Consider the following 24,770-nt stretch of genomic DNA (forward strand, 5'->3'; position numbering starts at 1 on the left):
TAAGGATGGTCAGCGGCGTTCACGCGATCTGTACGAGGTGGACGACGAACGGCGAGCTGCATCGGCAGTAGTTAACGGTCAGCGTGGTCGTAGGTGCCGACGCAATTTTGCCCAGGCCTGACTGGCTAGCAAGGGTCGGGGACTGGAGCCCGCCACTCAGAGGTGGGCATGCGCGCGTCCATAGTGACTACACAGTGGACAGTCAAACAAATTCTAAGTGATCTCGTTCACATTTACTGTATGTAAATGTGTGAATAGACTTTTGTAGTCTCGACGACCTGATGGGGAGTAATGACTAGATCGCTCATCACGCGCATCCTGGCGTTCGTGTCAGTGGTGACAATGGGGGCCGTTCTGCTTGCGGCGCCCGCATCCGCAGCTGTGAACAGCTGCTCCGGAGGAGGCGGAACTTTCTGGGGATCGAACTACGGAACGCTCGACAACGGGGAACTGCGCGTCGGCTGGTGCGTCGAAAATGGCACCAGCATCGTGAGGCAGGTGAACGTCGAGTATGCAAAGAGCGGTGGCGGTTCGATCTCTGTCAAGTTCGGCTGGTCGATGGTTAACAATGAGGACGCAACCGCGACCTACGCAACGTGGCTCGAGCCGACCGCCAGAACCATCAGCTCGGGTCAGACGCAGACCTACTCTTTCACGTATCCGACCGCGTCACCCGCTGCGGTGTCGAGGGACTGGCAGTGCGCTAGGGGCGTGATGCAGGCTCAAGTCTCTCTGGTCCTTTACATCACGAAGACCGTCTGCTCGTAGCAGGGGCCGTCGTTCTGCCTGCACGTATCCGAGTCTTGTCCTGGTCTGACCGGGGCAAGACTCGTTTCCATCACCCGTTGCCGATATGCTGTCTCGGCACAATCTTGATGTCAGGTCACGTGGCACTGACTGATCTGGAGGACCATGCTCATCGTCTCCCCGCAGCTATTGCAACGAACATTAATTGCTTTTGCGGTCTTCGCACTTGTGGGTATCGCGTGGAGTGTCAGTGCAGCGAAGCGAGATGTGCGACGTGGAGCTTATCTAGTTCTTTTATCTCTTTCCCTATCATTAATTTTCGCGCTTACGTTCCCGGTGGAACTCGACCTCCTGACGGGATCTTATCCATCGATTCAATCCGGAATTCGATCCGTCGAGATGGGTTTCTCGCTCAATGCTTTAATGCGAGCGTTGAGCAGTTTTGCTGATACGCCGGAAAAGGTGGCCAATATCGCTTTGTATGTCCCTTTCGGTTTTTTTGCTCAGGTGGTTATGCGGCGCGGTTGGTTGGTAGTTGGCTCGGGGGCAGCGCTATCACTGCTGGTTGAGCTATGGCAGTGCTTTGCCGTTATTCGACACGGGTCAGTCGCTGATTTGCTCCATAACACAACGGGAGTGGTGTTGGGGGTGCTTGCGTTTTGGGTCTTTGGGTTTGTGTCTAGGCTATTTCGTCCTCGTCGTGCGCACCAAACCTCATCCGACAGGGGATAAGGCGTTCGCATGCCGTCCAGCACGGATATATTGTTTTTGATTCCGCCTGACGACTACGAGGCAGCAACTACTCGCACCACCGCGGTGCGCGGACAGCGCGTGCCTGCTTGCCAATCCGAGTAGCAGCCTGCCGTACCTCCGGTTCTGCAAAAGGCAGCATTGACAGCGGCTTCAGTGAGTTGCAGCCGAATGTCGGCCTATCCGTACTCGCCATGGGGCGAAGTTGCTTGAGCTGAACGAGGCTATGGGCCGTGCCATGCGGCAGAGGCCGCGTACTTGGGCCGCTACCGAGGCCAGTCCCGGCTTCACACGGCTTCCGACCTCAAGATCTTCCCGACTTGGTGCACCACCAGCAGGCGGGACCCACTGAATGCCGGCCGGACAGACATCGAACGGTACGTGCGAGGGCTGCAGGAAACCCGGTGCTACCAGCCGTCTCCCGGCGGCTGTCCGTGGTGGCCGGCTTCGCCCGAACATGTGTCATCGATCAGATCCTGCCGCCCTCGCCTGCTGACTACGTCCGCCGGCCGGCGGTACCTGCCGAATAACCCACCCTCGGCCTCGGGCACCTGCAGTTCGAAGGCCTGATCACCGCCGCCCTTCTGTCGGGAAACATCAACGACTTCGCCCTGGTCGCGATGCTAGGCCTACTCGGGTTGCGGATCTTCGAAGCCTGCGGCGCGAACATCGGCTACCTCGGCGAGGAACACGGCAATGCTGCCCATCGCCGCATCGGCAGGTTCAGCTTGTGGGCTGTAGCTGGGCGTCGTAGACGCCGTCGCTGGTGAACAGCAACCCGTCGAGTTGGCGGGCGATGAATGCCTGCACGATGTCGAGCATCTCCCAGGCGTCGTCGTCGAAGCCGTCCGGCATGAACTCGATGCCGATGATCTGACGGGTGTCTCGCAGCCGGTCGGCGGTCTCCGGGCGTAACGGCACCGGTGGTGAGCCGATCGCCTCGGAGACCAGTTCCCCGATCGCGGCGCTGTCGCTGTCGCGCAGGAAGGTCACCGGCCGGCCGATCCCGGGCAGGCGCGCCTCGAGGCGCTGCCAGCCGGCGGTGGTGTCGGGTGACGGCACGAACGTGGGCTCGCCGTCGCCGTACCAGGCGCCCTGCAGCGCGTCGGCGATGTCCGCTCGAGACAAGGACGTCGCGGAGGCGCAGAAGATGTTGTGGAACTGAGCCATCGACAGTCAGCCTTTCACCGGCGGCTACCGCGCTCTCTTGGTGTGCGGATCGTCGCCTCTATTGTATCGAATCCAGTTATCCGGTTCCGGGGAAGTCTTGTTGACGAAGTTGAGTGTGTCGTTGTCGCCTAGTACGCCAACCTCGTTGGCGAGCTTCGCCCGTTCGCGCGCTTCGGGCAGCCCGTTCTGCAGGCCCGCGCCGACCTCGAAGTAGTCGGTACCGCCGCGGTCGTTGGTGCGGACTCCGTCGACGTACTGCGGGCCGAGCCGCACGTTCTCCACCGGCTCGACACCGTGCTCGTCGCGCAGGTAGTCCTTGGCCGCCTGCTGGTCGGCGCCGCCGCGCCGGCCGGGACGGCCGCCGTTGGCGGCCGCCTCGTAGTCCGTGCGCCGCCAGTCATCGAACGACTTGACGTCGTCCGGGCCCTTGCCACGGGCGTGCGCCTTCTGCAGGTATCGCTGGTAGCGCCACTCGGCCGCGCCCGGCTCACCGAACCCTGGCTTCCGCCCGGCCGGAGGCTGTGGCGGCCACGCTCGCCCATCCCGAGTACGGCCCGACGGTGTGCCGCCCGCCGACGATCCGCCACGGACACGGGGCTCATGTTGCATATCGGCGGCGCGGTGCAGGATCGAGTTACCGGACGGCCGGCGCGGCGCACCACTGCCGGAGCCCTGCCGGCCGCCGTCACCACGGCCGGCGGGTGGCGTGGAGCCGCCACCGTCGCCGCCTGATCCGCCGCGCGGCCGGGACGGCCGGCCCCTAGCCACCGAGGACCGCCGCGATCGCCTGGTCGATCAACAGCCCGACTACCATCCGCGCGGCTTCCTTCAGCAGCGGAATCACCAGCAGCGACGCGCCGAAGGAGACTGTCGCGGCCGCGATGGCCTGCGCGACGGCGACCGCCAGCAGGATCAACTGAACGATGATCTGGATCTTCAGGGCCAGGACGATGGCGGCGCTGGCCAGTAGGCCGGCACCGAGGGCGGTCGCCGCGTCGACGCCGCTGCCGAGCGTCGGCACGGGGCTGCCGTCCGCGGTCCACCAGGTGCCGAACGCCTGCATCGCCGGCCCGGCGTTGTCGGACTGGACCGTGCCGGCCGCGCCCTCGGCGGCGGTGATCGTCGATTCGAGGGTGCCGGCCATCCCGATCCAGGCCTGGCCCATCTCGAACAGGGCCGTCTCGTCGGCGTCGGGCCATTCGTAGCCGAGCCAGCCCAGGACGGTGACCAGCTCACCCGGCAGTTCGAGTCCCATCGACCGGTCAGCCCAGCCGCGTCGACATGGCCGTCATCGAGTCCTGCGCGCCGGCCTCGGTCTCCTCGTAGGCGGCACCCATCTCAACGAGATCCGCACCGCTGCGCGCCAGCTCATCGGCGGCGATGAACAGGCAATCCAGCACGTACTGACTGACCTCCAGATAGGACGGGCCGAGCAGGCTGCCGATCGTGCCGGTCCCCCACGGCGCGCCGTACCCCTGCAGCGTGCCGGCGAACATCTCAAGCTGCCCGGCGAGCTGATCACCGAGATCCTCCACGCGTGTGCCACCACTGCGCAACGACTCGGTGGATATGTCGAACCCGCTCATCTCGCCGCCCCGTCGTGCACCGAACGATGACGGCGAGTATAGGCGGCATGGACAACCCGCATCCATGCCCAGCGATCGAAGCGAGGATATCGGTGGCTTGCTCAGACGTCAGAGTCGCAAAGGTCCGCGGCAGGAGGTAGCGCCGCTCATCGCTGGTTCGGCGTGACGCGACGCAGGGCCTCGCCGATGCCATCGGTGAACTGCCGCATCTGCCGCAGCCCGTCGTCCTGCAACCGCTCAACGGTGGACAACAGCGAGCCCAGGTCGGGGGCGGCTTCGGCGGCCGGCTGCCCGGCGCTCTGCGCGTCGAGGCAAGCGTTGACGGCGTCCAGGATCGCGGCGGACACGGACTCGACACCTTCCCGCAGCGCCGCAGGCCGCACGTCGAGCGTGGTGAGCCGACCGGTGGAGTCGACGGTCACCCGCACTTGCCCGTCCATGCGTTCGACGGTGACCGGTTCTGGTGCCGGCGCCGCTGGCGTGGAGTCCTGCAGCTGACGCAGTGCGGCCCGCGTCGTGCGTAGTTGCTGTTCGAACGCGGACTCGTCGTACACGCGTACCTCCCATAGGCGTGCGGCGCGGCAGCCAGCCCACAGCATACCGTTGCTATTCGAGCACCCTGGACCTCGTCGCGCGGTTCCCAGCCGTCGCCGCCTCAGCCCCGCAATCCGTCCGGTGGCACGGATTCCTCGATGCTGCGCCGCACTTCGGCGGCGCGACGTTCATGTCAGTGCGGCTAGGCTGTGATTTATCGCCTTTGCGTTTCCGGACCGCACCCCAAAGCTGATCGTCGCCGAGGCTGTAACAGCCGTGGAAGCAACGAAGGCCAGGCGTGCGGGTGTAAGTCGCGGGCAGCTGGCCCGGAGCCGTGCGTGGTGCCCACTTGCTGCCGTGGTGCGGACGGATCAATAACGGCCCGAACTGGTCGAAGGCGAAACACCGGTTCGGGAACGCCTTCGTGACCTGCTCTATCCGGTCCAGTTTCGCGTCGAAGTCCGAATCGCGGCCGGATGATGACGCCGCGGCGGCGGCCGATCTGCCTGAGGTGCTGATGCGCCGTGATCGGTTACGTGATCCGGGAACGGTGCGGTAGACCGCAACCGCGGACGGCACCGCGTGCACTCCCTAGAAGTCGGATGCGAGGCCTGCTGGGCGGACCAAGACTCGGACATCGAGCGCCTCGGCACGATAATCGGCCAGCCGATACGCAAGACGAGATGGCAGATGGAGCAGGGTTACCGCCAGCCGGAGCTGGCGATCGGTGCTGATCGAGTGTCCCACCGACATCACGAGTTCTTCATCGACCTCGTTGAGGATCTCGTCCAGGTATCGGCGATCCCATCGGCTCGCGACTACGTCCAAGGACTCTCGATAGTGCGGTGCGAGCATGTCCGTGGTCAATCCGACGTCCGTGGTCAAGGCGATACGGCGGCCGGTGCGCTCGTCGGTCCACAGGTCGAGAACGATGCCCTGCTCCAGCAGGGCGCGCTCGGCCGGGATCCGTCTGCTCGGCCTCGTCCCGTGACGTGAGGCAGGCACATCGCCGGCCCGCAATCCGGTCGGTCGTCTGTCCGTCCTCGCGGCGTCCGCAGGGGCGGCGCGCGGCCGCACGACGTCGACGAGCAGCTGCTGACTCTGCAACGTGCCTGCCGCTGTGACCCATCGGTTGTCGAGAGCGGCCAGACCAGGATCCGGGACTGACACGGCTAGTGGCACGGCACGCGACATGGAGGGAATGCCGGCAGGGGAATGAGACACGTGCCCGTCCGACGCGACAACGAACGGAACGTCCTGCACGTGCACCAGAAGGCCGTCCGTCGCGCCGGGTTGCCCCTCATCCAGGACGAGGGGTAACCACGGCGCGGTCCCGCTATCCGGCAAGGGCATAGCTCAGCATAGCGGCGCATCCTGCCGGCTCTTCTGCGCCGCGATCGGCGTCAGGGCCTCGGGTGGAAGGAGCGAGTCCACCGACTTGACCTGCAGCACCCACCGGTACAGAGGGCATGGTGGCAGTCCGACATCTCGGCGGTCACAGCGAAGATTGCTCGTCGCGATGTTGTAAGTCCTGGCGATGAACGCGAGGCGGGCCTGGCAGTTCGCCAGCGACGTGATCAGGTTCCCGTCCCAGTCGGTCCAGACATCGAGCGGAGCGGTCCTCGGCTCGCCCGCACCCACTGGGGCGGCCACGACCACACCGGCAGACCGAGCCGAAGCCACCCCGGCATCCGCGCCGGCCGGTAACGCGTGCGCTCCGGCCAGCGTGAGCCCGAGGAGCAGGGCAAGAAAGCGTTTCATCGCGTCCCCATCCACACTAGACATATAGCGACTTCAATACGCTAGGTCTTTGGTGGTGCCTTCGGCAGCGGTGAGTCGGCCTCACGACTTAGCTCAACATCCCCTCCAGCGTCGGCCTGCGACGAGGCCACGGCGTCACGCTCGCCAGCACAGATGCCAGCACCGTGGCACCAGCAGGGCAGCCGCACGCGATTGCGGGTCCTGGCGGCCGCGGCGGAAGCCGCGGGCGGCGCCGTCGAAACCGAGATGTTCGAGACGGTCGTAGTCCAGCAGCTCCCATGGCGCGTCGGGCGGGCGTGCGGCGACGTGGACGACGTACGCGAGGATCAAGTCCGCGACGTCGCGATTCGTAGTGCAACCGGCATTGAGGATGTCCTGCGGCGTCTTATTCTCGCCGCTACGGCCGGGGCGGATCTCGAACTCACCGAGCCGGCCGGGGAGAGTGCTGGCGAGCCCGCAGAGGAGGGGATAGACCCCTCGGGCATCGGGTTCGCCCGCCGCGATGGTGGCGGTGCCATCGCGGTGATGCCGCACCGAGCAGCTCACGCGTACGGCCCGGATCGTGCCCGCGATCTGCTCCGCGTCGAAGGCGAGCCGCGCCGGCTCGCGATCAGAGTGGGCTGAGGCAGTGCGCGCCGGCGCGACCCGCGCGGCGAACCGACGAAGGACACGGGCCAGCCTTCCGGGCCAGGCGGGCGGTGTGGGCGTCATGCGCGGGCCAGCGGCTGGTGCGCGGCGGGCATCTGCCACTGTGCCTGCGCGGGCAGCATGCCCGACCGGTAGAGGTCACCGTCGTTGCCGCATCGGGAGCACAGCCCGATCTGCGGCCCGGTGAGGCCGAAGTCCTGCGGATCGAGGCTGAATCCGGCGGTGAAGTCGCCCAGGATCCCGCGCGGGTCGTTCTCGCCGTCGTCGAAGCCCCACAGCAGCCACCCGCACACCACGCACCGGCCCCGGTAGCGCAGCACCCGGTCCCGTCGCCGCCACGAGTCCCACCACAGCTGCACCGGAATCTCCCGCGCCCCGGCTCCGGTGAACTGCGGCTCATCCACCCGCACCGGCGCCGGGTCCGGGACGCGGAGCTCGAAGTCCGGTCGGCGTGTGTCGATCGGTCTGGTAAGACGGGCAACGCGGGCGCCGAACATGGTGCCCGACTCGGCGAACGCGTCGGGCGGTAGTGGTGCGAGGGTGCCGTGGTGGGTGATGAACGCCCGCGCGTCGGCGTAGACGGTGTCGGCGCGGCTGGCGGCGCTGGCCGGGACGACGCACACCATACGGGCGCCCGGGTGCAGCAGGTGCCAGGCGATGCGGAGGTGCTCGGCCCACAGTTTCGGGTCGTCGGTGGTGGCGAATGGCGGGTTCGCGATCACCGCGTCGAACCGGATGCCGACGGTCAGCGCGTGGGCGGCGTAGGTCTCGAAGGTGCTGGTGTGGACATCGACGGCGGGGCCGAGCGCGGCGCACAGCCGGGCCCTGGCCGGGTTCGGTTCGACCGCGGTCACCTGAACGTGCGGGTTGGCGCGCAGGATCGCCGCTACGAGGGATCCGTCCCCGGCGGAGGGCTCCAGCACGCGGGAGCCGGCGGGCAGCCAGCGCAGGTCGGTGTGCGGGTAGTCGCACAGCTCGTCGGCGAGGTCGTCCGGGGTGCGCACGTAGCCCTCGCCGCGCCGCGGGTGGATCGGCATGATGCCGGCGGCGAGCACTGCGGCGATGAGCGTTGTCGGGTCGGCATGTGCGGGAAAGACGAACGCGCGTTGATGTGGGTTCCAGGTGGCGCCGAGGGCGGCGAGGATCTGGCCGACCGGCGCGTACTGCGCCGGCGTGAGCAGGTCGGGCAGCCGCAGGTGCGCGCCGGCGATGACGGCATCGTTCAAGGCGACACGGGTGGACTCGTCCAGCGGGACAAGATTGGCAGTAGTCACGAACAAGCCTCATTCTCCGAGCAAGACGAAAGCTGCATGTGGGTCGGCAGCGGAACCCGCCGGACCACACACAGCCGGGATGAGCGAGACGGGAAGGCGCCTGTGCCGTGGACGGCGCGTTGGTGCGCTGGCTGCGCAGGCCCGCCGGACTGGCCGTCAGCAGCGGTGGCTGCGCAGCTGACCGCTCACACGGCGGTCGGCGTGGCGTAGGTGGTGCCGTGGTGGTGGTGCCAGACGGCGATCTGCGCGTCTAAGCGCGTTCGTGCGGCGGCGACCTGCTGGCCGTTGTAGCGCACCCTCCATTGCCCGTCGGCAGTGCCGTCGTCGTGGCGGTGGATGCGGTAGCGGGCGCGGGTGGCCGGGCCGCGCCGGACTTCGGCGAGCAGCCGGGCGGCGAACGCGGGCACGATCGCCGGGTAGTCCCAGCGCACCGTCACGCCGGTGTGCTCGGCCTGGGCGTCGATGGCATTGATCGTGCGCCACCACAGCTGTTCGACGTCGTCGGCGTCGAGCGCCAGCATCGCGTCTGCGGCACGTCGGCGCAGCAGCCGATAGACGTCGTCGGCAGCCCATTGCCGCCAGGAGGCGGCGATCTCCTCGTGCTGTAGCGCGCCGTGATCGTCGTCGTCGAGCAGGGGGTATTCGCTGAGCTGGCACATGGCGTCGACCACGGCCGGCGGGAGGTCCGCGACGAACGCGCCGAGGACCGGCCCGTCCGCGAAGACCAGGTCGGTCCAGACGTTCGGCCAGAGCCGGTGCGCGGTGCGGTAGTTGCTGCGCTGCACCGTGTCGACCTGCCCGATCTGGTCAGGTCCGGCCGCGGCACGGCTGAAACTGACGTAGACCGCCTGCTCCTCGCTCTCCCTGCGGGTTCGCAGATTTCTCGCAGTGACCTGCCCGAACGTGTTTGCCGTGTCCGGGTCGGTGTAGCTGATGCGATAACCCGCCCCGGTCAGCTGCCGCACCACGTTCTCCGCGGTGTCTGCGAGCCGATCGGCCAGCCAGTCCTGCGCGTCAGGCAGATGGGCGAGGAAGATCGCGTGCAGGTGCCGGGCGGCTGCCTCGGTCGCGGGCGTCGGCGTCGCGGCGGTGACGATCATCAGATTCCGCAGCGGTGGCATGCGTCGGCGGTATGCCGGATAGGCCAGGTCGGCGCCGAGCAGGACCAGCTGGGCGGCACGCCACTCTTTGCGGATCACGATCAGGGTGTGGCGCACCTCCAGCCACGCCCCGGCCCGCAGGACGCATGCGCGCACCAGCGTTACGAGGAGCGGGTCGGCGGTGACCAGCAGCACGGGGCCGTTCATGCCGGCACCGCCGGGTGCGTGCCGGTCGCGGCCGGCGGCCACACGCCGATGAGGTCACGGGCCGGCATCCCGGTCTGGATGGACGCGATGATGACCTTCGGCATCTGCGCGTCCGGGTCCGAGGCCAGCGCCCGCCGGGCGGCGGCGTGCGCGAGCGGGTCCTCGCCGCGCAGCCACGCACACCACGCGGCCAGGAACGCCGGCGCGGCGGCATGGTCGTCGGGGACGCGGCGGGTGATGTCCAGCCACAGGTCCCGCTGCCACACCCGGTCGCTGGTCGCGGCCAGCCACACCGCCTCCCGAACACGCTGGTCGCGCAGCATCACCACCAGCTGCGCGACCTGCTCATCCGACAGCCGGACGTCGAGCGCGGCCTGGTCCAGCATGTCCCGCAGCGCAGCCTTCGACGGCCGGACCTCCGGCGGAAGCGTCCGGATCGTCGCGGCGACGGCCGCCTGCGCGGCCGGGTCGGGTGCGGCGAGCGCGATCAGCGCGTCCCGCGACGGCAGTGCGACCAGCCCGGCCACCGTCGACTGCGCGGCGACTGCGGTCTCCCGGGCGTCGAACAGCACCCCGCCGGCGGCTGGGCAGCCGCAGCCGGGCGTCAGGCAGAACCGGTAGCCGACCGACACGAAATGCACCCCGAGGACCGGGACCGTCTGCGCGATCACCTCCGCCGCCGTACGGGTGAGGCCGGTGGCGGTCAGCGGCCCGTACCCGACCACGACCAGGGACATCTCCGGGTGCCGGTCGGCGACCGGCTTCAGCCGCTTGACCGCGACGGACGGCGGCGCGGCCAGGTCGAGGCGCATCGTGCCGCGCAGTTGCCGGTCGGTGCCGATTATGACCACGACGAGGCTGTCCTCGGGGTGAAATCCGAGCAGGTAGGGGATCATGCCGAGCACGTCGGACGGCGTGCGAAGCGAGAACGAAGCGGGAGTGTCGGGCACTAACGGCCTCCAGGGGCGCGATGAAGCAAGCGCCAGCCGACGCCGGAATTGACCGGGTCGGCGGCGCGCTGACCCACCGCGCGCACCGGCCAGGACGGCCGCCCGCAGGCCAGGGCCGCAACTCCAGCACCGACCGCCCCTGGCCGTCCGCCCGACGCCAGCGAGTGCGCCGCGGTCGGGGGTGGACGCGTGCCCTTGCCGGCGAAGGCCGGGGCCGGTACACACGCGGATGGGCAGCAGCGTCCCGATCCCGGCACCGACCGACGGCGCGTCACCTCGACGAGGTACGCCCTGCGACACCCATTGCCCGAGACGGCGCCGATACGCAAGGCTTCCAAACGGACACGGCATATCCCGGTGAGCGTTCGCCAGCCCGGCGCTTCATTGCACGACCTCGTGACGACCAGAGGAGGCACCCCGTTGAGTGAGGACCGGCCGGCGCCCTGGCACCGGAACCGCCCGGATCCGATGTTTCGCTACTCCCCGGACGCGCGCGTCGCCGTCTACCTGGACTTCGAGAACCTCGTCCACGGCGCCGGAGCGGGCCTACCCGGACAGAGCGAGCCGATCCCCGCCGCCGCGCTGACCCAGCTGTGCCGGGGCTTTTACGGCAACGCCTCCATCCGCCGCGCCTACGCCGACTGGGCCAGCCCCGTCCTCGGCCGCTACCAGCCGGCGCTGGTCGACAACGGCGTCGACCTGATCCAGATCACCCGCACCGCCCGCGGGAAGAACGCCGCCGACATCCGCATGGCCGTCGACGCGATGGAAGTCCTCATCACCCACCCCGACATCCAGGTTTTATCCTCGTCACCGGCGACAGTGACTACTCCCCGCTCGTGCATCGGCTCCGGGAGTTCGGCAAACACGTCGTCGGCGTCGGCACCGAGGCCAGCGCCAGCCAGCGCCTGGTCGCGGTCTGCTCCGAATACAAGTTCTGGGGGACGATCTTCGCGGAAGTCGAACCCGCCACCCGGCCCGCTCTCACCGCAGCGTTCGACCTCGCCGACGCCGAACGCCTCGCCGTCCAGGCCATCACCCAGAGCCGCGTCGACACCCCCACCGCGAGCGCGCTCAAGAACAAGATGCTCGCGCTCGACCCCTCCTTCGACGAAGCGAACTACGGCTGCACCAGCTTTCGCGCCTTCCTGGCCCGGCTGGCACACCGCATCCGCATCGATGGGACCTCCGGCTCCGACATCACCGTCTCGCTGATCCACACCGGTGAAGCATCGTGACCCCTACATCCACAGGCCATCATGAGTTACCGACAGCACAGCCCGGAACGGTCACGACCAGCGGACAACATACGGATCCGCACCACATCCGTTTGGCCAGTTATGCGTACTCGGACATGTTCGGCATATGCCATGCGGCCTGGTGATCTTGGGATGGCAGGTCCGCGTCACTCGTCGGCGTCTTACCCAGCCGTTGAAGCCGGCGCTGGTCGCGGAGTCTCTTCATAACCTCGGTACGGGGCAGGACGAGCATGGAGTGCTGGACGGAGAGGCACGCCTGCTGGACCCATGGTGTCGGTACGACGTCGAACTGCACCGGTTGTTTGCCGGCCCGCTCAGTGTGAAGCGCTGGCCGCCCGCACGCGTCGACGGCATGGACCATCTTTAATTTTTGCGGAGTTATTAGCACACAGTCGCGAGCACGCGCTCGTCATGGCAGAGTCGCGAGAACGATGCCGGTCGAGGATCGGAGCGCACATGTCGCGGTTACTGCCCGTCGAGCTTCCCAGCGGACAGGTCATATGGGCCCGGGTGAGCACCGAGGGGCCGACTGATGTCGGCGCATCCGACGTTATACGCGGGCTGCGGCTCGACGACCTGCGCGAGATCGTCGAGGGTGTCACCCGATCGGTGGCCGAGGCCGCCGAGAATGTCCGCCCTGACCAGATCAGCGTCGAGTTCGGCATCGAGCTCGCCTTGAAGACCGGCAAGCTCACCAGCGTCCTCGCCGAGGGATCCGCGAAGGGCGCCCTAAAGCTAACCCTGACCTGGGCCACCGGCAGCGCCGCGAGCGCGCCGATCGCGCACGGCGGCACCGACGATGACGACACTGACGGCGGTCCGGCGGCCTGACACAGTCGGCGTATTTATCGAGGAGTGTCAGATGACCGAGGCCGTTCAGGCGCTTGCAGCACTCGCCAGGGAATGCGTCGTCCAGATCGGTGCCGAGGACACCGCTTTTCTCGGCTCCGGCTTTTTCGTGACCGAGACCGACGTGATCACCTGCGCCCACGTTGTCCGGGGCCGGGACGCCGGCACGCTGCATGTCATGTGTGGTGACGGCTCGGTCATCACCGTCCTCGCCTGCGAACGGGAACCGTCGGGCGACGGGTTTCTCGGCAACTGGCCGGCTCCGGACCTGGCGCGGCTCACCGTCGCGTCGGCGCCGGGCCGGCCGACCGTCTGGCTGGGCGGCGATCCGCCAGCTGCGGGCACCGAGACCCTGGCTCTCGGCCGGTCCAGCGATACACCGACTGCCGGCGTAGTCGCGCACACGCTCGCGCTGCGGGTCGTGGGCGAAAGCGGCCCGCCGCTGCTGAAGGTCAACGCCGACTACATCCCGCTCGGCATGAGCGGCAGCGCTGTCCTGGACCGAGACCGCGGATCGGTCTGCGGCGTGGTAAAGACCGCGGTGGCAGCGTTCGAGCCGGGCGGCGGCTGGATCGTCCCGGCCACCGAGATCCGTCGCTGTTTCCCAGCCATCGCCGCCCGCAACGATGACCTGCATCGGCCGGGTACGCCGTGGCGTGACCTGGCCACCCGCCGCGCGGCCTACACCCGGCGGATCTTCGGCCCGGCCGGCGCGTTCGGGCGGCCACTGGCGGTCGCGACCCCACCGCCCTCACGATGGCTGGACCCCCGTGTCCAGGCCGTCACATTCCAGCCGCGCCCCGAGCTCGCCGATCTCCTGGCCTGGGCCCGGGATCGTTCGCCCGGTGTGCCGGTGGCGCGCCTGCTGACCGGCCCCGGCGGTGCGGGCAAGACCCGGCTCGCGCTCGAGATCGCCGGTCAGCTGCACGCCGACGGATGGATCGCCGGGATCCTGCCGCCCGACAACGCCGAGCGGCTGCAGCCGGTGGCCGACGCGATCCAGGAGGCCACCGGCCGGGGCCATCGCGTGTTCCTGGCGCTCGACTACGTCGAGGGGTACGGCCGGGAGATCGGCTGGCTGATCTCCCGCATACCGCCGGACCAGGTACGGATCCTGCTCCTCGCCCGATCCGCGGGCGCCTGGTGGAACAACTTCCTGACCGGCGGCAACGACCGGGCGCTCGTCGACCGCGCACCAATGCCGATCGAGCCGATCGCCGGCGACCGGACGGCGGCGGTCGCTTCGCTGGAAGCCGCGCTGACTGACTTCCGGCGCCACCTCGGGCTCACCGGTGACCTGCCACCGCTGCCCACGGGGCTACGCGCTCGCGCGCAGGAGCACACCGACGTGCTCAATCTGCACGCCCTAGCGCTCGTCGCCGCGCTGCACGAACGTGAGCACGGCGGACTGCCCGAGGACGGACCGGCGTCGCCCGATCCGCTGCGGGATCTGGCCCGGCACGAGCGCCATCACCTGATAATGGCAAGTTCTCGGGAGCGGCTCGACCGTACCCCGGAGCTCGTTGGGCAGGTGCTTCTCGCACCCACCATGTTCGCTGCGCGGGACGAGACGCAGGCCTGGCAGGCGCTCGAACGGCTCGGCGGCATGAGATACCGCGATCCGGCGCCGGTGGCGGCCTGCCTACGGGACCTGTACCCACCGGCACGGCACAGCCTGCGCTGGTGGAGCCCGCTGCCGCTTGACCGGCTCGCGGAGACGCTGCTCGACGAGGTGATCGCCGAGTCGTCGACCGGATTCCTGCGTGAACTCGTCGGCGCCGCGCCGGTCTGGCCGGCCGCCGAGGCGTTCGTACTGCTGCTGCGCACCCGGCAGTGGGCGGCCCCGGAGCGTGGCGAGGACCTCGACGAGTGCATCGACGCGCTCGTGCGCGCGGACGGCTTCCGGCTACTCGGAGCCCTGTTCGTGGCGGAGAGACGGAGCACCGGCACGAGCGCGCGGGCTGAGGCTTACATTGCCGGCCTCGATCCCGGGCCTGCCGGAGATCTCGTCCGCGCGGCGCAGCGGACCGGACGGCACGGTCTGCTGGAGTTCGCCGTGGTCGTGCTGGACCGCCTCGCCACCATGGCCGACGCCAAGGCCCGCGAAGGTAGACCTGCATTAACCGGGATGCCTCCGGGCGCCGTGCACAATCTGGCGACGGCGATGGTGCGGGTACAGCAGGCGCAGATCCTGGTCGTGCTTGGCCGCCCTACTGACGCGCTGACGGTGCTCGAGCCCGGACTCGAGGTGCTGCGCCGCATCGACCGAGCTGACGCCATCCGGCAGGCCCAAGAGGTGGACGCCGTCCTGCTGTCCGACCGCAGGTTTGTAATGGTGTCGTTCGCGCGGACGGATGTGACGAGAGAGCTCGTCGTCGCCCTGGACACCTGCGCCGCCGCGCTGTCCGAACAGAGTCGGCATGTCGAAGCGGCCGCCCTGCTGCGCGAGGCGGTGCACAAGGTACGAGAGCAGCGGGACAGCGACCCGGAGCACGACCGGCATCTCGGACACTACCTTGCCCGGCTGGGAGCCACGCTGATCAGCAGCGGTGACGACGAGGCCGCCGTGATCGTGCTTACCGAAGCGGCGGGTCTTCTGTCGTCAGTGTCGGGCTTGCCGGAGCGCTCGGTCATACTGCTCGAACTTTCGCACGCGTGCCGGCGCCTCGGCGACCATGAGGGGTCCGCCGCCTGGCTCGCCGAGCATGACCGGACGGGTCCACTGACCACCGCCGATCCTGAGGTGCGCCACAAGCTGGAGACGACTCGGGCCGGGATGGAGGCGCTCGCGGCGTGGCGAGCCGGCCGGATGGATGAACTGCGGGCGTGGAGCCGGGAGCACCTCGACAAGCTGCGAGCGCTGGACGCGGACGACCCGGCGACCCACGCCGTTGACCTCGCCGGGGCACTCACCTGGCTCGGACACCTGTTCCAGGCGGAAGAGCAGCTGGTCGAAGCTGTCGACGTCCTGCGCCGCCGCCCAGGCAACAAAGGACCCCACGAGCTGCGCGCGCTCGGCATCGCCCACGCCGGCTACAGCGGCTACCTGACCGGAGCGGGCCGCCATCAGGAGGCATTCGTCGCCGCTCAGGACGCGGTGGCGTCATTTGACATGCTCGCCGTCTTGGAGCCGGCCACCACCAGCACGCCGCTGCTGCTCGCCGACGCCCTCGCCATGCTGTCCACGGCGGCGTACGACGCCGGTGACCACCAGGCCGCGTTTCTCACAGGACGCCGGTTGACCGGCATGCCGAGCCGATACGCCGACGACATGCAGGCCTCGGTTCACAGGCCTGGCGGCCATGAGCGGCGGCTCGCGCTCATGCTCCTCAACGACGCGGTGGGCCTCGAAGACCCGGCGCTGCGGCTCAGCCGGGCGGACGAGGCCATCGCGCTGTTCGAGGAGAGCGACCGGCTGGCCGCGGAAGGGCTGCGGCAGGAGGACATCCGTATGGAACTGGCCGCCCGGCAGTTTAAGTCGATCGTCCTGCTGGACCAGGGCGATCGGCGGGCCGCCGCAGGCGCCCTGCGCGCGCAACTGCACGCCTGCCGGCGGACCGACGACGCCGGCCTGCGGTCCATGGCGCTCGGGCTCGCGATGAACATCCCGGACGACACACCGCAGGAGGAACTGCTTCCTCTGCTCGTCGACATGCTCGCCGTGCGGGCATCGACACCGGACGATGACCGGTACCCCGGGCTCACACTCTCGCTCATCGAGCGCATCGCTGCTCTCGTGCACCGCTGGGGCCTGCCCGCCGCGGTCGCGCCCCAGCTGGGTGCCGCCCTCTGCGCCACCGCGGAGGCGGCCGGCGACGGGGGTGCCGCCCTAACGGGTGAGGCGCTCGACCTGCTGTCCGCCCTGCTGCTCCGTCTGCCCGACGACGTGCGAGAGCCGGTCCTGATCCGGCTAGCCGCCGCCGTCGCCTGGCAGCCGGAGCTGGTCCGAAACGCCGGCCCTCCGGTCCTGGCTCTGCTGGGAAACACGATGGTCGCCTCGGGCCACGCTGACGCGGCCGTCGACCTGCTGTCCAGCACGCTCGACCGGCTCCTGCCTGAGATCACCTCCTGGACAGAGGATCCCTCGGAGCTGGCAATCGTCGCCGCCAACGACCTGCTCGACGCCGCCCAGCTGGCCGGCCGCACGGCCGAGTGGGACGCGCTATTCACGCGCCTCGGCGCCGACGGCCAGCGGCAGGTGTACCTGTTCCGGGCCGGCCGGTCCCTACGTCAGGCGCGGCAGGTCGCAACCGAGGACCCCGCCACCGCTGTCCCGCTCACCGGGCAGGCGCTCGGGTACAGCTACCTGGCGGGTGACGTCGCACGGATCGGTCAGGCCCATCACGACCACGCCGACATGCTCCTCACTATGCAGCCGTACGCGCCCGACGCGCTGGCCCATCACCTGGCCGGCGGTGTGATCGACGCGCTACGGCAGGGCAAGGTGGAGACCGGACGGCTGCGTCTGCTACTGAAGGCACAGATGGGCGGGCACGACATCGGCACGATCACCGGACTCAGCCGCCGGGTAGACACGGTGCCGGCCGTCGACTTCACTCAGCTCATCGAGCACACCGCGGGTGTACGCACCGGTCAGGACGTCCTCGATCAGGTGCTCCTGATGGTGATCGAAGGGGACCGGCCGGCGTTCGAGGAGGGCGCCCGGTACCGGGCACAGTTCGATCCGGTCATCGCGGCGATCGTACGGGTCCGTGGCGGTGCGCCAGACCTTGCTGCTTCCCTCCGGCAGCTCCTGGCGATTTACCGGCAGGCCGGGCCGTGGAGCGGCCTCGCGCGCGGCTTCGAGTTGATACTGGAACGCGCTGACGAACGGGCTCTCGGTGCCGCCAGCGACGGCGCCGACGAGGCGGTGATTGCACGCTGTCTCAACGCCGTCGGCGGCCGCATCACCATCCCCGACGCCCTCGCGGACGCCGCTGGCATCGGCGGGGTGTTCTCGACCGTCCTCAGAACCATGCAGAACCCCGGGCAGCGTGATCCCCGGCTCGCGGCCGCGCTGGCCGGGCTGCGGCAAGACGAAGTCTGGTCCGAACTGGTGCCGCATCTGCACCGCCTGATCGACGGCGACCTGCGCCCTGCACGGGCCCGCCCACCCGTCGAGGCCGCGATTCGCCTGATCCTCGACTGCTACGCGTCGTGCTGGGCATCGCCCCACCAGTAGACCGCCCACCGGGCGGCATCCGGTCACCGCACGGCGCCCCGGCCGGCGTTCGCCGCGGCGCCCGGGCAGGTGAGGCACCCCTCCCGCTGAGCTGCAGCGAGACGCCCGGGATCGTTGAGACGCCAGAAAACTGGCTCTATGACGTGCTGCGCCTATGGCTGGATGAACAGTGTCCGCCAGGCCCACGATCGTTCCTCGGCTTCAAAGGCTCCCTTCGATAACTCCCGGTGGGACGGCCGAGGATCACCGGTCGGCCTGCCCGCTCTGTCGGAGGGCGCGGAAGTTGGTGTGGAGCCGATCGGCGGTCTCCGCGATGACCTCCAAGATCCGCATGGGGACGTCGGTAGCGTCGACGAAGGCACGTGCGCGGATCTGCGGTGAGGTCAGGGTGATGGTGCGGCTGATCTCGGCGAGGACGAGGAATCCGCCGTCGCGTGCTTCGCCGCGGGTGATGGGCTGGATCGCCAGGCCGGTGACCGGATAGCGCAGCGTGATCGCCCCGTGGGTGACCGCGAACGTGACCAGGTCCGCCACGTCGGTGCCGAAGTCACGGGACAGCGGGGCGAGAACCTCGAGCAGTTGGTGGAATTCGGCGATGTCGTCTCGGTGGGCGACGTCGCTGGATACCTCGCCTGCGACGAGGTGCCGGTATCGGGTGGTGTCGAGCAGGACGGCTGGCATGGGGCGCTGGTCGCGCAGGCGGGCGCCGTGGCGGCCGCCGGTGGCGGGGTGGGTCATGCCCGGGTGGTGCATGGCCCAGGGCAGGTGGTGGTGCCGGGCGTGGTAGAGCGCGATGTCCGCGGTCCGGAACGGCTGCGCCGGATCGGCGCCGGTAGCGGGACGGGCGGCGCCCACGACACAGGACACGGTCACCGTCTGGCCGTTGTCCCCGACGCGGATCGGGCTGCCGACCGCAGCACGGATCGCGTCCACCAGCGCTGTGAGATCGTCCGGTGCTGTATGGCCGGGAAGCAGGAGGACGAACTCATCGCCGCCAAGCCGGCCGGCGACTGCCCCGAATTCGGCGGCCAGGGTGGCCAGGCGGGTAGCGACGGCGCGCAGGACGTCGTCTCCGGCGTCATGACCGTACTGGTCGTTGATCTCCTTGAACCCGGTCAGGTCCAGCAGCAGCACAACCGGGGGCGCACCGGTCGCGGCGAGGGCGCGGTAGGTGTCGTGAAGACCGCCGCGGCCGGGAGAACCGGTCAGGCGGTCAATGCCTACGGATGCTGACAGTGCGGCCAGCCGTCGGATCAGCCGGCGCAGCAGCAGACCGACGGCAGCGGCTTGCAGCAACTCCACGGCGGCGATCACTGCGATGACGAGGAAGGTGGTGGCGGGCAACATACGGGCTCCCGAAACGACAAAAGGCCCGTCCCCGAGTGGGGGACGGGCCGTGGTGGATGTCAGTAGGTCAGGACGTGGCCGAGGTGATGCGGAGGGCGTAGGTGGTCATCCTGGTGACGCGTCCGTATCGTCGGCGGGCATCAATTCAGAGGTCAGGACGAGGAGAAGCGCGGAGGCGCGGTCGGTGGAGACCGGCACACCCGCCGCGCGCAGCTGCGCGATCAGCGCGCTCCGCGACAGCGCGAGGCCTTGATCGGCGAACCGGGACCGGATCTGCCGCCCGACCGGAAGCAGGTCGGACACATCAGGACGAGCCCGCAGCAGGCCCGCCTTGTCCGGATTGGACCTGACTGCCGTGCCCGGTACGGTCCTGCCCGGTCCTGGGCCTCTCGTGCTCGTCTTCCCCGATTGCGGCTCACCGACCGTGCCGTTGCGTGAGGCGACCGGTTCGGGGACCCGCGCCGGTGCGATGCGCGGACCGGACTCCGGTCCACCTCGCGCACGTGCCAGCTGGCCTGACGCTGTCTCCGCGTGTCCGGTTCGGACCTGCTGGACGCGAGCCCGCCGCAGCCTTGCGATACGTCCACGTTGTGCCCGCGTGCGGCGCGAAGGGCTGCCGCGCCGGACGGATCCGTGTCGCGCCGGCCGGGCGGTGTTCTTCGCGATCGTGGGCAGCAGGACGTCGGAGCGATGGGGTGGTGAGGTCCGTGATGCCGGGCCGATGGTCAAAGCGGGGACCGTGGGGATGGTGCCGTGGGCGGCCAGCGAGGTCAGCGCGGTCAGGAGCGCACCGGACTCGCCGCGCCGCAGCGCGCGCCGGACCGCGCGGCGCGCCAGACGCCGGACCTGCCCGGCCTCGCGCCTGATATGCCGGGCCTGGTCCTCGGCGGCGACCTGAGCCAGCAGCGCGGCGGCGCGCGGGCTGACCCGGCTGCGGATGTCCAGCGACCAGGCCGCCGCGGTGGAGGGGAAGTATCGACACCACCTGCGCCACCCGAACGACGCCGGCGGGTCCGGCAGCAGCCCGCGGTGGCGCAGCTCGGCACGGTGCGCGGCACCGGAGCGGACCTCCCACACCACGATCCCGGCCGCGGACAACGCCGCGAGCAGGACCGCGCCGGTGCGATCGAGATCGGCGTGGCCGGCGTAGTTGACCGCCGACGCGAACCCAGCGCACAACCAGGTCAGCGCGCGAGGCAGCCGGGCGGCCTCACCTTGCAGCCGCAGCTGCTGCGCGGTCAACGCCATCACCAGCGCCAGACCTTCGACCGCGGCGGCGATCACGACACCGACCAACAGTGGCCAGCCCCTGCCGGTCGCCGCGCTGATCTGCCCGTACACGGCGCCGCCGACCGCGAGCAGATACATCACGGCCGCGTACACCGCCACCCCGCGCTCACGCACCAGCCGCAGCAGACCCGCCACGCGAGCGACGAACGCGGCACCCCGCACGCGCCGCGCTGCTGCGGCATCGGACCTCCGTTGACGGCGGGCGGCCGTGGCCTCGGCGGCTTCCTGCCGGCGGGCCGCCCGCTGTTCGGCGGCCAGCTGCGCACGGCGCGCGGCGATCCGCAGACGCCGGTCCGCGTCCGCGTCCGCGACGGCGATCCGCGCCTGCGTCACCGCCCTCGTCTGCTCCACCCCGGCGAGCACCCGCGCCGCACGCGGATCCTGCACCCAGGCCGGCGACACACCATCGACCGGTGACCGCGTCACATCGTCTCGGACGGTCTCAGTCACTGGATGCCACCTGCACGGCCTCGTAGATACCGGCCGGATCGACGATGCCGGCATCGAGCGTGGCACCTGCCGCACCGGGGTGGGCCGCGAAGACCACCTCGTAGGCGAGATCCGCCGCTTCGCGGTGCGAGGCCGCCTCGACCGCGAAGTCCGGCACCCGGCGGGTACGCCAGTACCCGTCATCCCAGGAGGCAGTGCCATACACGCGAAATGCCCGCGTCGCCTCAACCGCCGTGCCCGGGCCGGCGAGCGCGCGGAGGATGTCGTGTGCGCCGGTGACCGTCATGGCGCCGGAGGCCAACAGTTGGTGGCAGCCGGCGGAGACCTTCGAGGACACCGGGCCCGGCACCGCACCGACCAGCCGCCCCGACTCCGATGCTGCGGTCGCGACATCCAGCGTCCGACTATCGGCGGCGGCCTCGACGATCACCGTTGCGGCGGCGAACGTGCCCAGAAGACGATCCCGCACGCTCCAGCGGGACCACGTCGCCGGCACGCCGGGCGGGAACGCGCTGACGACCGCGCCACGACGCGCGGTGCGCTCGACGAGCTCGTGCGGGCCGTGGAAGGACTCCGCATCGAGACCGGAGGCGGCAACGGCCACCGGCTGCTGCGGGGCATGCGCGAGCGCAGCCCGCCACGCGTAGTAGTCGATACCGGCGGCAGGGGCAGCACCGCAGACCACGGTGACCTGCGAGGCCGCGAGATCGAAGGCCAGATCGGTCGCCACATGCTGCCCGTACTCGGTGCACTCCCGCACACCTGAGACCGTCACCGCGCGCCGCAACAGCCCGGCCACATTACGATCACCGCGCACCCACAGACACGGCAGCTCATCCGCGCCGGTACCGGACGGCCAGCCCAGATCGCCGCGCATCAGCATCGTGATCCCGGCCCGATCCGCAGCGCGACGCAACTGCTGGCCGAACTCCCGTAGGTTCTGTGGATTCTGCGAGTTGAGCTCCGGCGCCGACGGATAGACCCAGCCACCGATCGTCAGTCCATGTGCCTCTGCGGTGCCGACCAGATCGGCGGGAAGCGGACCGCCGACGTACCGCGACAGCGCCGCGGTCACGTCGCGTATATCTTCTTCGGCTTGCACGTGCGTACCTCCGAGCGATAAGGCAGGACCCGCGCCGAGGCGCTGGAGGCGCTGGCGGGGGAGTGGACGGCACGCATCGGCCTGGCCGGCATCGACCAGGGTCAAGCCGGGCGCGGCCCGCGCGGGCGGCAACGGGCGCGAAGTAGATTCGGCGGGCGCGGTCGGCCTGACGCGGCCGGCGCCGTACGGCCGGGCGTCCCGGTCGGCTTGACGCGGGGCGTGACCGGGCAGGATCGTGCCTCGTCCACTCACCCGCGTACGCAAGCCGGAAAGATGCTGAATCCGATCGCGTGGGTGAACGTGACGAGGCCGTCCGGTGAGATCAACTGGTGGCGTCCAGAGGGAGACCATCAGCGGAAATGCGTCTATGCGGCGAGTGGATCTTGTGGATCAGTGCCCTCGTCGAGAGGGAGATCTGCGACGCGCTCCGACGCTTCAGAGGGAAGTCCGGCGTTTTCAGGATCGGTCGGTGGCTGCATGGCGAGGTCGATGGCGGCCCGGCCGCGTTCGGGGGCGTCGGGCATCAGGTGGCCGTAGTACGCGTAGGTGATCTCGACGTTGGAGTGGCCGAGCCAGACGCTGACATCGGTGATCGGCACGCCTCGGCTGAGCAGGGAAGAGGCGAAGAAGTGCCGCAGCGCGTGGGTTTTGATGAATGAGACCCGTGCGCTCTTCAGGGCTGGCAGCCACAGCTGGTTGCGGAAGAAGTACTGGTAGATCAGGCCAGTCCGTGTGCTGTTGGGAAACAGCAGCTGATCGAGGCCGTAGGTGCCGTACTCGCGCAGGTGCGCGCGCAGGATTCTCGCGACGATGGCCGGCAGTGGAACGTCTCGGCCGGGTGTGTCCTCGTCGCGGTGTTTGGTGTAGCGCTTCAGCCGGAGGCCGGCGTTCTTGCCGCTGGCGGTTTCGCCGTCCTCGGTGATCTGCCGGTCGACGTGCAGAATTTGCTTGCGGAAGTCGATCTGATCGCGGCACAGGCCCATGACCTCGCCGATGCGCAGACCACAGCCGGCCATGAGCCACACCATGGCCGCGTACCGCGGGTCGAACGCGGCGGCGAGCGCGTCGATCTCCGCCAGTGACGGCACGATGATTTTCCGTTTGGCGATGCGTCGCACGTTCGCCCGCCGACCGGGCAGTTTGACTCCCTTGGCCGGATTCCGGCCGAGTTCCTGGTTGACGACGGCCCACTGCAACGCCGAGGACAGGTACCCGAATCGCGTCTGGATTGTTTGGGGCGCGTACCGCTTGGTGTCCTTCATCCACAGCACCCACGCCTGCACATCGGTTTGCCGGAGTGCGCCGATCGTTTTCGCCTTGAAGTATGGGGCGATGGCCTGGTTGAGCATGCTGCGGTACTGCCGGACGCTGGAGTTCTCCAGCCCGCGGGTGGTCGCCCACCGGGCGAAGAGCCGGGTGATGGTCTCCCCGGCGTGCTCGGCCTCGATGTAGACGCCAGTGTCGAGGTCACGTTCGGTCTTGGCCCGGAACTTCTCGGCGTCGACCTTCTTCTTGAAGGACCGCTGGCGCTGCTTCTGGTTCGCGTCGTACCAGTACACCGTGTAGCCGGGGCCATCAGAGCGGGGATTGATCCATGCGCGAGCCATCTGGTGTTCCTTTGCTGTGCGGTGTGCTCCCGGCGGCCGCCGAACGGCGCCGGTTTCTGTGCGAGGGCGTGCGGGATCGGCCCGGCTGCCGGCGCGGCAGCGGGCTGAGGGCACGAAGGGATGGCCCTGCGGCCGCGCCGCAGGGTTGATCTATGCCGGTATGGGGTCGTATGGAGCCGCGTGAAACGGCGTGATCAGGGCATGGCTGAGCCGCCCGTGTACCGCGTGGGTCTTACGGGCCGGTCAGTCGAGTCTGGTGGTGGTGGGGCTGGGGCTTACTCGAGCCGGTTGAGGTAGGTGTCGATGACCCCGAGTAGTTCGTCCGTCGTCTTGCCGGACGAGATTGCCTCGCGGACGTCGCTGAGCACGCCGCGGACCTGCTGCCGGGTCTTATGGTGGATCTCTTCGCTATCGGCGAAGAAACCGTCGAAGGCCGCCTGCGCCCGGGCCAGGAACTCATCCCGCAGCTCCTGCGGCACACCGCGGCCGGCATCGCCGAGGGCCTCGGCGGCGACCGCGCGATAGTGATCGGCGTCCGCGCCGTCCAGCGCCTCCTGCCCGCGCAGCCAGCGCAGGAACCGGCCGGAGTCCACCGAGACCCCCGGCGCGACCTCCACTACCGCGCCCGGTCCGACCAGCAGTGCCTCCACTGGCACGTCCAGCACGTACGCGAGCCGGACGAGCTCGTCGACTGTGACCGACTGGCGGCGCCCGGCCTCGATGTTCATCAGCACCGTCGCGGTCATCGCCACGTCGCCGTAGCGCTCCGCAGCCGCCGTCGGGCTGAGCTTCCGTGCCTTCCGCACCTCACGGATCCGCCGCCGGGCGACCTCGCCCGGCGTCTCCACCTGCACCTCGGCACGATCACTTGTCATGTTCGTAAGTTTTACTCGCCTCCTTGACAACTGGCAAGACGCGGAGCAGTCTCACTTTCCGAAAAGGTTGATCAACGTAATC

At 69.2% G+C, this 24,770-nt stretch carries 21 protein-coding genes and 2 pseudogenes; 6 read left to right on the forward strand and 17 right to left on the reverse strand.

What is annotated here, in order from left to right:
* The first annotated feature begins 291 nt into the window (after positions 1 to 291).
* Together OP04_RS11630 and OP04_RS51595 are read left to right on the forward strand one after the other, a co-directional pair.
* Positions 292 to 768: a hypothetical protein gene (locus tag OP04_RS11630; protein ID WP_033339581.1), complete on the forward strand. Its 477-nt coding sequence runs from the start codon at positions 292 to 294 to the stop codon at positions 766 to 768.
* Positions 769 to 912: 144 nt separating this feature from the next.
* Positions 913 to 1,479 carry a VanZ family protein gene (locus OP04_RS51595; protein WP_085066384.1) on the forward strand — a complete coding sequence of 189 codons (567 nt, stop codon included), beginning with the start codon at positions 913 to 915 and terminating at the stop codon, positions 1,477 to 1,479.
* A 741-nt stretch (positions 1,480 to 2,220) separates the two neighbouring features.
* Here OP04_RS51595 and OP04_RS11635 read toward each other — a convergent pair.
* The 12 genes and pseudogenes from OP04_RS11635 to OP04_RS11685 form a co-directional block, all read right to left on the reverse strand.
* Positions 2,221 to 2,667: a hypothetical protein gene (locus OP04_RS11635; RefSeq protein ID WP_033339582.1), complete on the reverse strand. Its 447-nt coding sequence runs from the start codon at positions 2,665 to 2,667 to the stop codon at positions 2,221 to 2,223.
* A 24-nt stretch (positions 2,668 to 2,691) separates the two neighbouring features.
* A complete protein-coding gene (locus OP04_RS11640) occupies positions 2,692 to 3,435 on the reverse strand; it encodes a hypothetical protein (protein ID WP_157239677.1) in 744 nt (247 codons plus the stop codon).
* Positions 3,428 to 3,922, reverse strand: a complete 495-nt coding sequence (locus OP04_RS11645; RefSeq protein WP_033339584.1) for a WXG100-like domain-containing protein — start codon at positions 3,920 to 3,922, stop codon at positions 3,428 to 3,430. Before OP04_RS11645 ends, OP04_RS11640 begins: the two co-directional genes overlap by 8 nt.
* A gap of 7 nt (positions 3,923 to 3,929) precedes the next feature.
* On the reverse strand, positions 3,930 to 4,253 hold the full coding sequence (locus OP04_RS11650) for a hypothetical protein (protein WP_033339585.1): 324 nt from the start codon (positions 4,251 to 4,253) through the stop codon (positions 3,930 to 3,932).
* A gap of 146 nt (positions 4,254 to 4,399) precedes the next feature.
* Positions 4,400 to 4,807: a YbaB/EbfC family nucleoid-associated protein gene (locus OP04_RS11655; RefSeq protein WP_033339586.1), complete on the reverse strand. Its 408-nt coding sequence runs from the start codon at positions 4,805 to 4,807 to the stop codon at positions 4,400 to 4,402.
* Between the two features lie 199 nt (positions 4,808 to 5,006).
* Positions 5,007 to 5,258, reverse strand: a pseudogene (locus tag OP04_RS55530) (IS630 family transposase); the annotation flags it as partial.
* Positions 5,259 to 5,378: 120 nt separating this feature from the next.
* Entirely contained in the window at positions 5,379 to 6,140 is a 762-nt protein-coding gene (locus OP04_RS11660) for a hypothetical protein (RefSeq protein WP_033339587.1), read from the reverse strand.
* A gap of 3 nt (positions 6,141 to 6,143) precedes the next feature.
* On the reverse strand, positions 6,144 to 6,548 hold the full coding sequence (locus OP04_RS11665; protein WP_157239682.1) for a hypothetical protein: 405 nt from the start codon (positions 6,546 to 6,548) through the stop codon (positions 6,144 to 6,146).
* A gap of 135 nt (positions 6,549 to 6,683) precedes the next feature.
* Positions 6,684 to 7,259 (reverse strand): hypothetical protein, encoded by a 576-nt coding sequence (locus OP04_RS53235; RefSeq protein WP_157239684.1) that lies wholly within the window; start codon positions 7,257 to 7,259, stop codon positions 6,684 to 6,686.
* The gene (locus OP04_RS11675) at positions 7,256 to 8,470 is read right to left on the reverse strand and encodes a methyltransferase (RefSeq protein ID WP_157239686.1); all 1,215 of its coding nucleotides are present in this window, start codon (positions 8,468 to 8,470) and stop codon (positions 7,256 to 7,258) included. Before OP04_RS11675 ends, OP04_RS53235 begins: the two co-directional genes overlap by 4 nt.
* A gap of 185 nt (positions 8,471 to 8,655) precedes the next feature.
* Positions 8,656 to 9,777, reverse strand: a complete 1,122-nt coding sequence (locus OP04_RS11680; protein WP_157239688.1) for a hypothetical protein — start codon at positions 9,775 to 9,777, stop codon at positions 8,656 to 8,658.
* The gene (locus OP04_RS11685) at positions 9,774 to 10,727 is read right to left on the reverse strand and encodes a DUF4192 domain-containing protein (RefSeq protein ID WP_033339591.1); all 954 of its coding nucleotides are present in this window, start codon (positions 10,725 to 10,727) and stop codon (positions 9,774 to 9,776) included. The genes OP04_RS11680 and OP04_RS11685 overlap by 4 nt, the downstream gene beginning before the upstream one ends.
* Positions 10,728 to 11,195: 468 nt before the next feature.
* Between OP04_RS11685 and OP04_RS56785 the strand changes: the two are divergent.
* The 4 genes and pseudogenes from OP04_RS56785 to OP04_RS11705 all read left to right on the forward strand — a co-directional run.
* Positions 11,196 to 11,456, forward strand: a pseudogene (locus OP04_RS56785) (NYN domain-containing protein); the annotation flags it as partial.
* 110 nt (positions 11,457 to 11,566) lie between these two features.
* The gene (locus tag OP04_RS56425; protein ID WP_051797592.1) at positions 11,567 to 11,965 is read left to right on the forward strand and encodes an OST-HTH/LOTUS domain-containing protein; all 399 of its coding nucleotides are present in this window, start codon (positions 11,567 to 11,569) and stop codon (positions 11,963 to 11,965) included.
* Positions 11,966 to 12,442: 477 nt separating this feature from the next.
* Entirely contained in the window at positions 12,443 to 12,817 is a 375-nt protein-coding gene (locus tag OP04_RS11700; RefSeq protein WP_033339593.1) for a CU044_2847 family protein, read from the forward strand.
* Positions 12,818 to 12,848: 31 nt separating this feature from the next.
* Positions 12,849 to 18,017 (forward strand): S1 family peptidase, encoded by a 5,169-nt coding sequence (locus OP04_RS11705; protein ID WP_033339594.1) that lies wholly within the window; start codon positions 12,849 to 12,851, stop codon positions 18,015 to 18,017.
* Positions 18,018 to 18,260: 243 nt separating this feature from the next.
* Here OP04_RS11705 and OP04_RS49535 read toward each other — a convergent pair whose 3' ends face one another.
* The 5 genes from OP04_RS49535 to OP04_RS11730 form a co-directional block, all read right to left on the reverse strand.
* Complete coding sequence (locus OP04_RS49535; protein ID WP_051797594.1) at positions 18,261 to 19,364, reverse strand: GGDEF domain-containing protein; 1,104 nt, start codon at positions 19,362 to 19,364, stop codon at positions 18,261 to 18,263.
* 105 nt (positions 19,365 to 19,469) lie between these two features.
* Positions 19,470 to 21,104, reverse strand: coding sequence for a DUF2637 domain-containing protein (locus OP04_RS49540; RefSeq protein ID WP_198153793.1), 1,635 nt, complete (start codon positions 21,102 to 21,104; stop codon positions 19,470 to 19,472).
* The gene (locus OP04_RS49545; RefSeq protein ID WP_051797598.1) at positions 21,097 to 22,179 is read right to left on the reverse strand and encodes a DNA-processing protein DprA; all 1,083 of its coding nucleotides are present in this window, start codon (positions 22,177 to 22,179) and stop codon (positions 21,097 to 21,099) included. Before OP04_RS49545 ends, OP04_RS49540 begins: the two co-directional genes overlap by 8 nt.
* 392 nt (positions 22,180 to 22,571) lie before the next feature.
* Positions 22,572 to 23,813 (reverse strand): tyrosine-type recombinase/integrase, encoded by a 1,242-nt coding sequence (locus OP04_RS11725; protein ID WP_063746587.1) that lies wholly within the window; start codon positions 23,811 to 23,813, stop codon positions 22,572 to 22,574.
* Between the two features lie 275 nt (positions 23,814 to 24,088).
* Complete coding sequence (locus OP04_RS11730) at positions 24,089 to 24,688, reverse strand: helix-turn-helix domain-containing protein (RefSeq protein WP_157239693.1); 600 nt, start codon at positions 24,686 to 24,688, stop codon at positions 24,089 to 24,091.
* Positions 24,689 to 24,770: the final 82 nt, after the last annotated feature.

It is taken from the genome of Catenuloplanes japonicus (assembly GCF_000717135.1).
GTDB classification, from domain to species: Bacteria; Actinomycetota; Actinomycetes; order Mycobacteriales; family Micromonosporaceae; genus Catenuloplanes; species Catenuloplanes japonicus.

Coding starts and splice junctions, on each gene's coding strand:
- OP04_RS11630 (WP_033339581.1), top strand. CDS start 292: ATGACTAGATCGCTCATCACGCGCATCCTGGCGTTCGTGTCAGTGGTG.
- OP04_RS51595 (WP_085066384.1), top strand. CDS start 913: ATGCTCATCGTCTCCCCGCAGCTATTGCAACGAACATTAATTGCTTTT.
- OP04_RS11635 (WP_033339582.1), bottom strand. CDS start 2,667: ATGGCTCAGTTCCACAACATCTTCTGCGCCTCCGCGACGTCCTTGTCT.
- OP04_RS11645 (WP_033339584.1), bottom strand. CDS start 3,922: ATGGGACTCGAACTGCCGGGTGAGCTGGTCACCGTCCTGGGCTGGCTC.
- OP04_RS11650 (WP_033339585.1), bottom strand. CDS start 4,253: ATGAGCGGGTTCGACATATCCACCGAGTCGTTGCGCAGTGGTGGCACA.
- OP04_RS11660 (WP_033339587.1), bottom strand. CDS start 6,140: ATGCCCTTGCCGGATAGCGGGACCGCGCCGTGGTTACCCCTCGTCCTG.
- OP04_RS11665 (WP_157239682.1), bottom strand. CDS start 6,548: ATGAAACGCTTTCTTGCCCTGCTCCTCGGGCTCACGCTGGCCGGAGCG.
- OP04_RS53235 (WP_157239684.1), bottom strand. CDS start 7,259: ATGACGCCCACACCGCCCGCCTGGCCCGGAAGGCTGGCCCGTGTCCTT.
- OP04_RS11680 (WP_157239688.1), bottom strand. CDS start 9,777: ATGAACGGCCCCGTGCTGCTGGTCACCGCCGACCCGCTCCTCGTAACG.
- OP04_RS11700 (WP_033339593.1), top strand. CDS start 12,443: ATGTCGCGGTTACTGCCCGTCGAGCTTCCCAGCGGACAGGTCATATGG.
- OP04_RS11705 (WP_033339594.1), top strand. CDS start 12,849: ATGACCGAGGCCGTTCAGGCGCTTGCAGCACTCGCCAGGGAATGCGTC.
- OP04_RS49535 (WP_051797594.1), bottom strand. CDS start 19,364: ATGTTGCCCGCCACCACCTTCCTCGTCATCGCAGTGATCGCCGCCGTG.
- OP04_RS11725 (WP_063746587.1), bottom strand. CDS start 23,813: ATGGCTCGCGCATGGATCAATCCCCGCTCTGATGGCCCCGGCTACACG.
- OP04_RS11730 (WP_157239693.1), bottom strand. CDS start 24,688: ATGACAAGTGATCGTGCCGAGGTGCAGGTGGAGACGCCGGGCGAGGTC.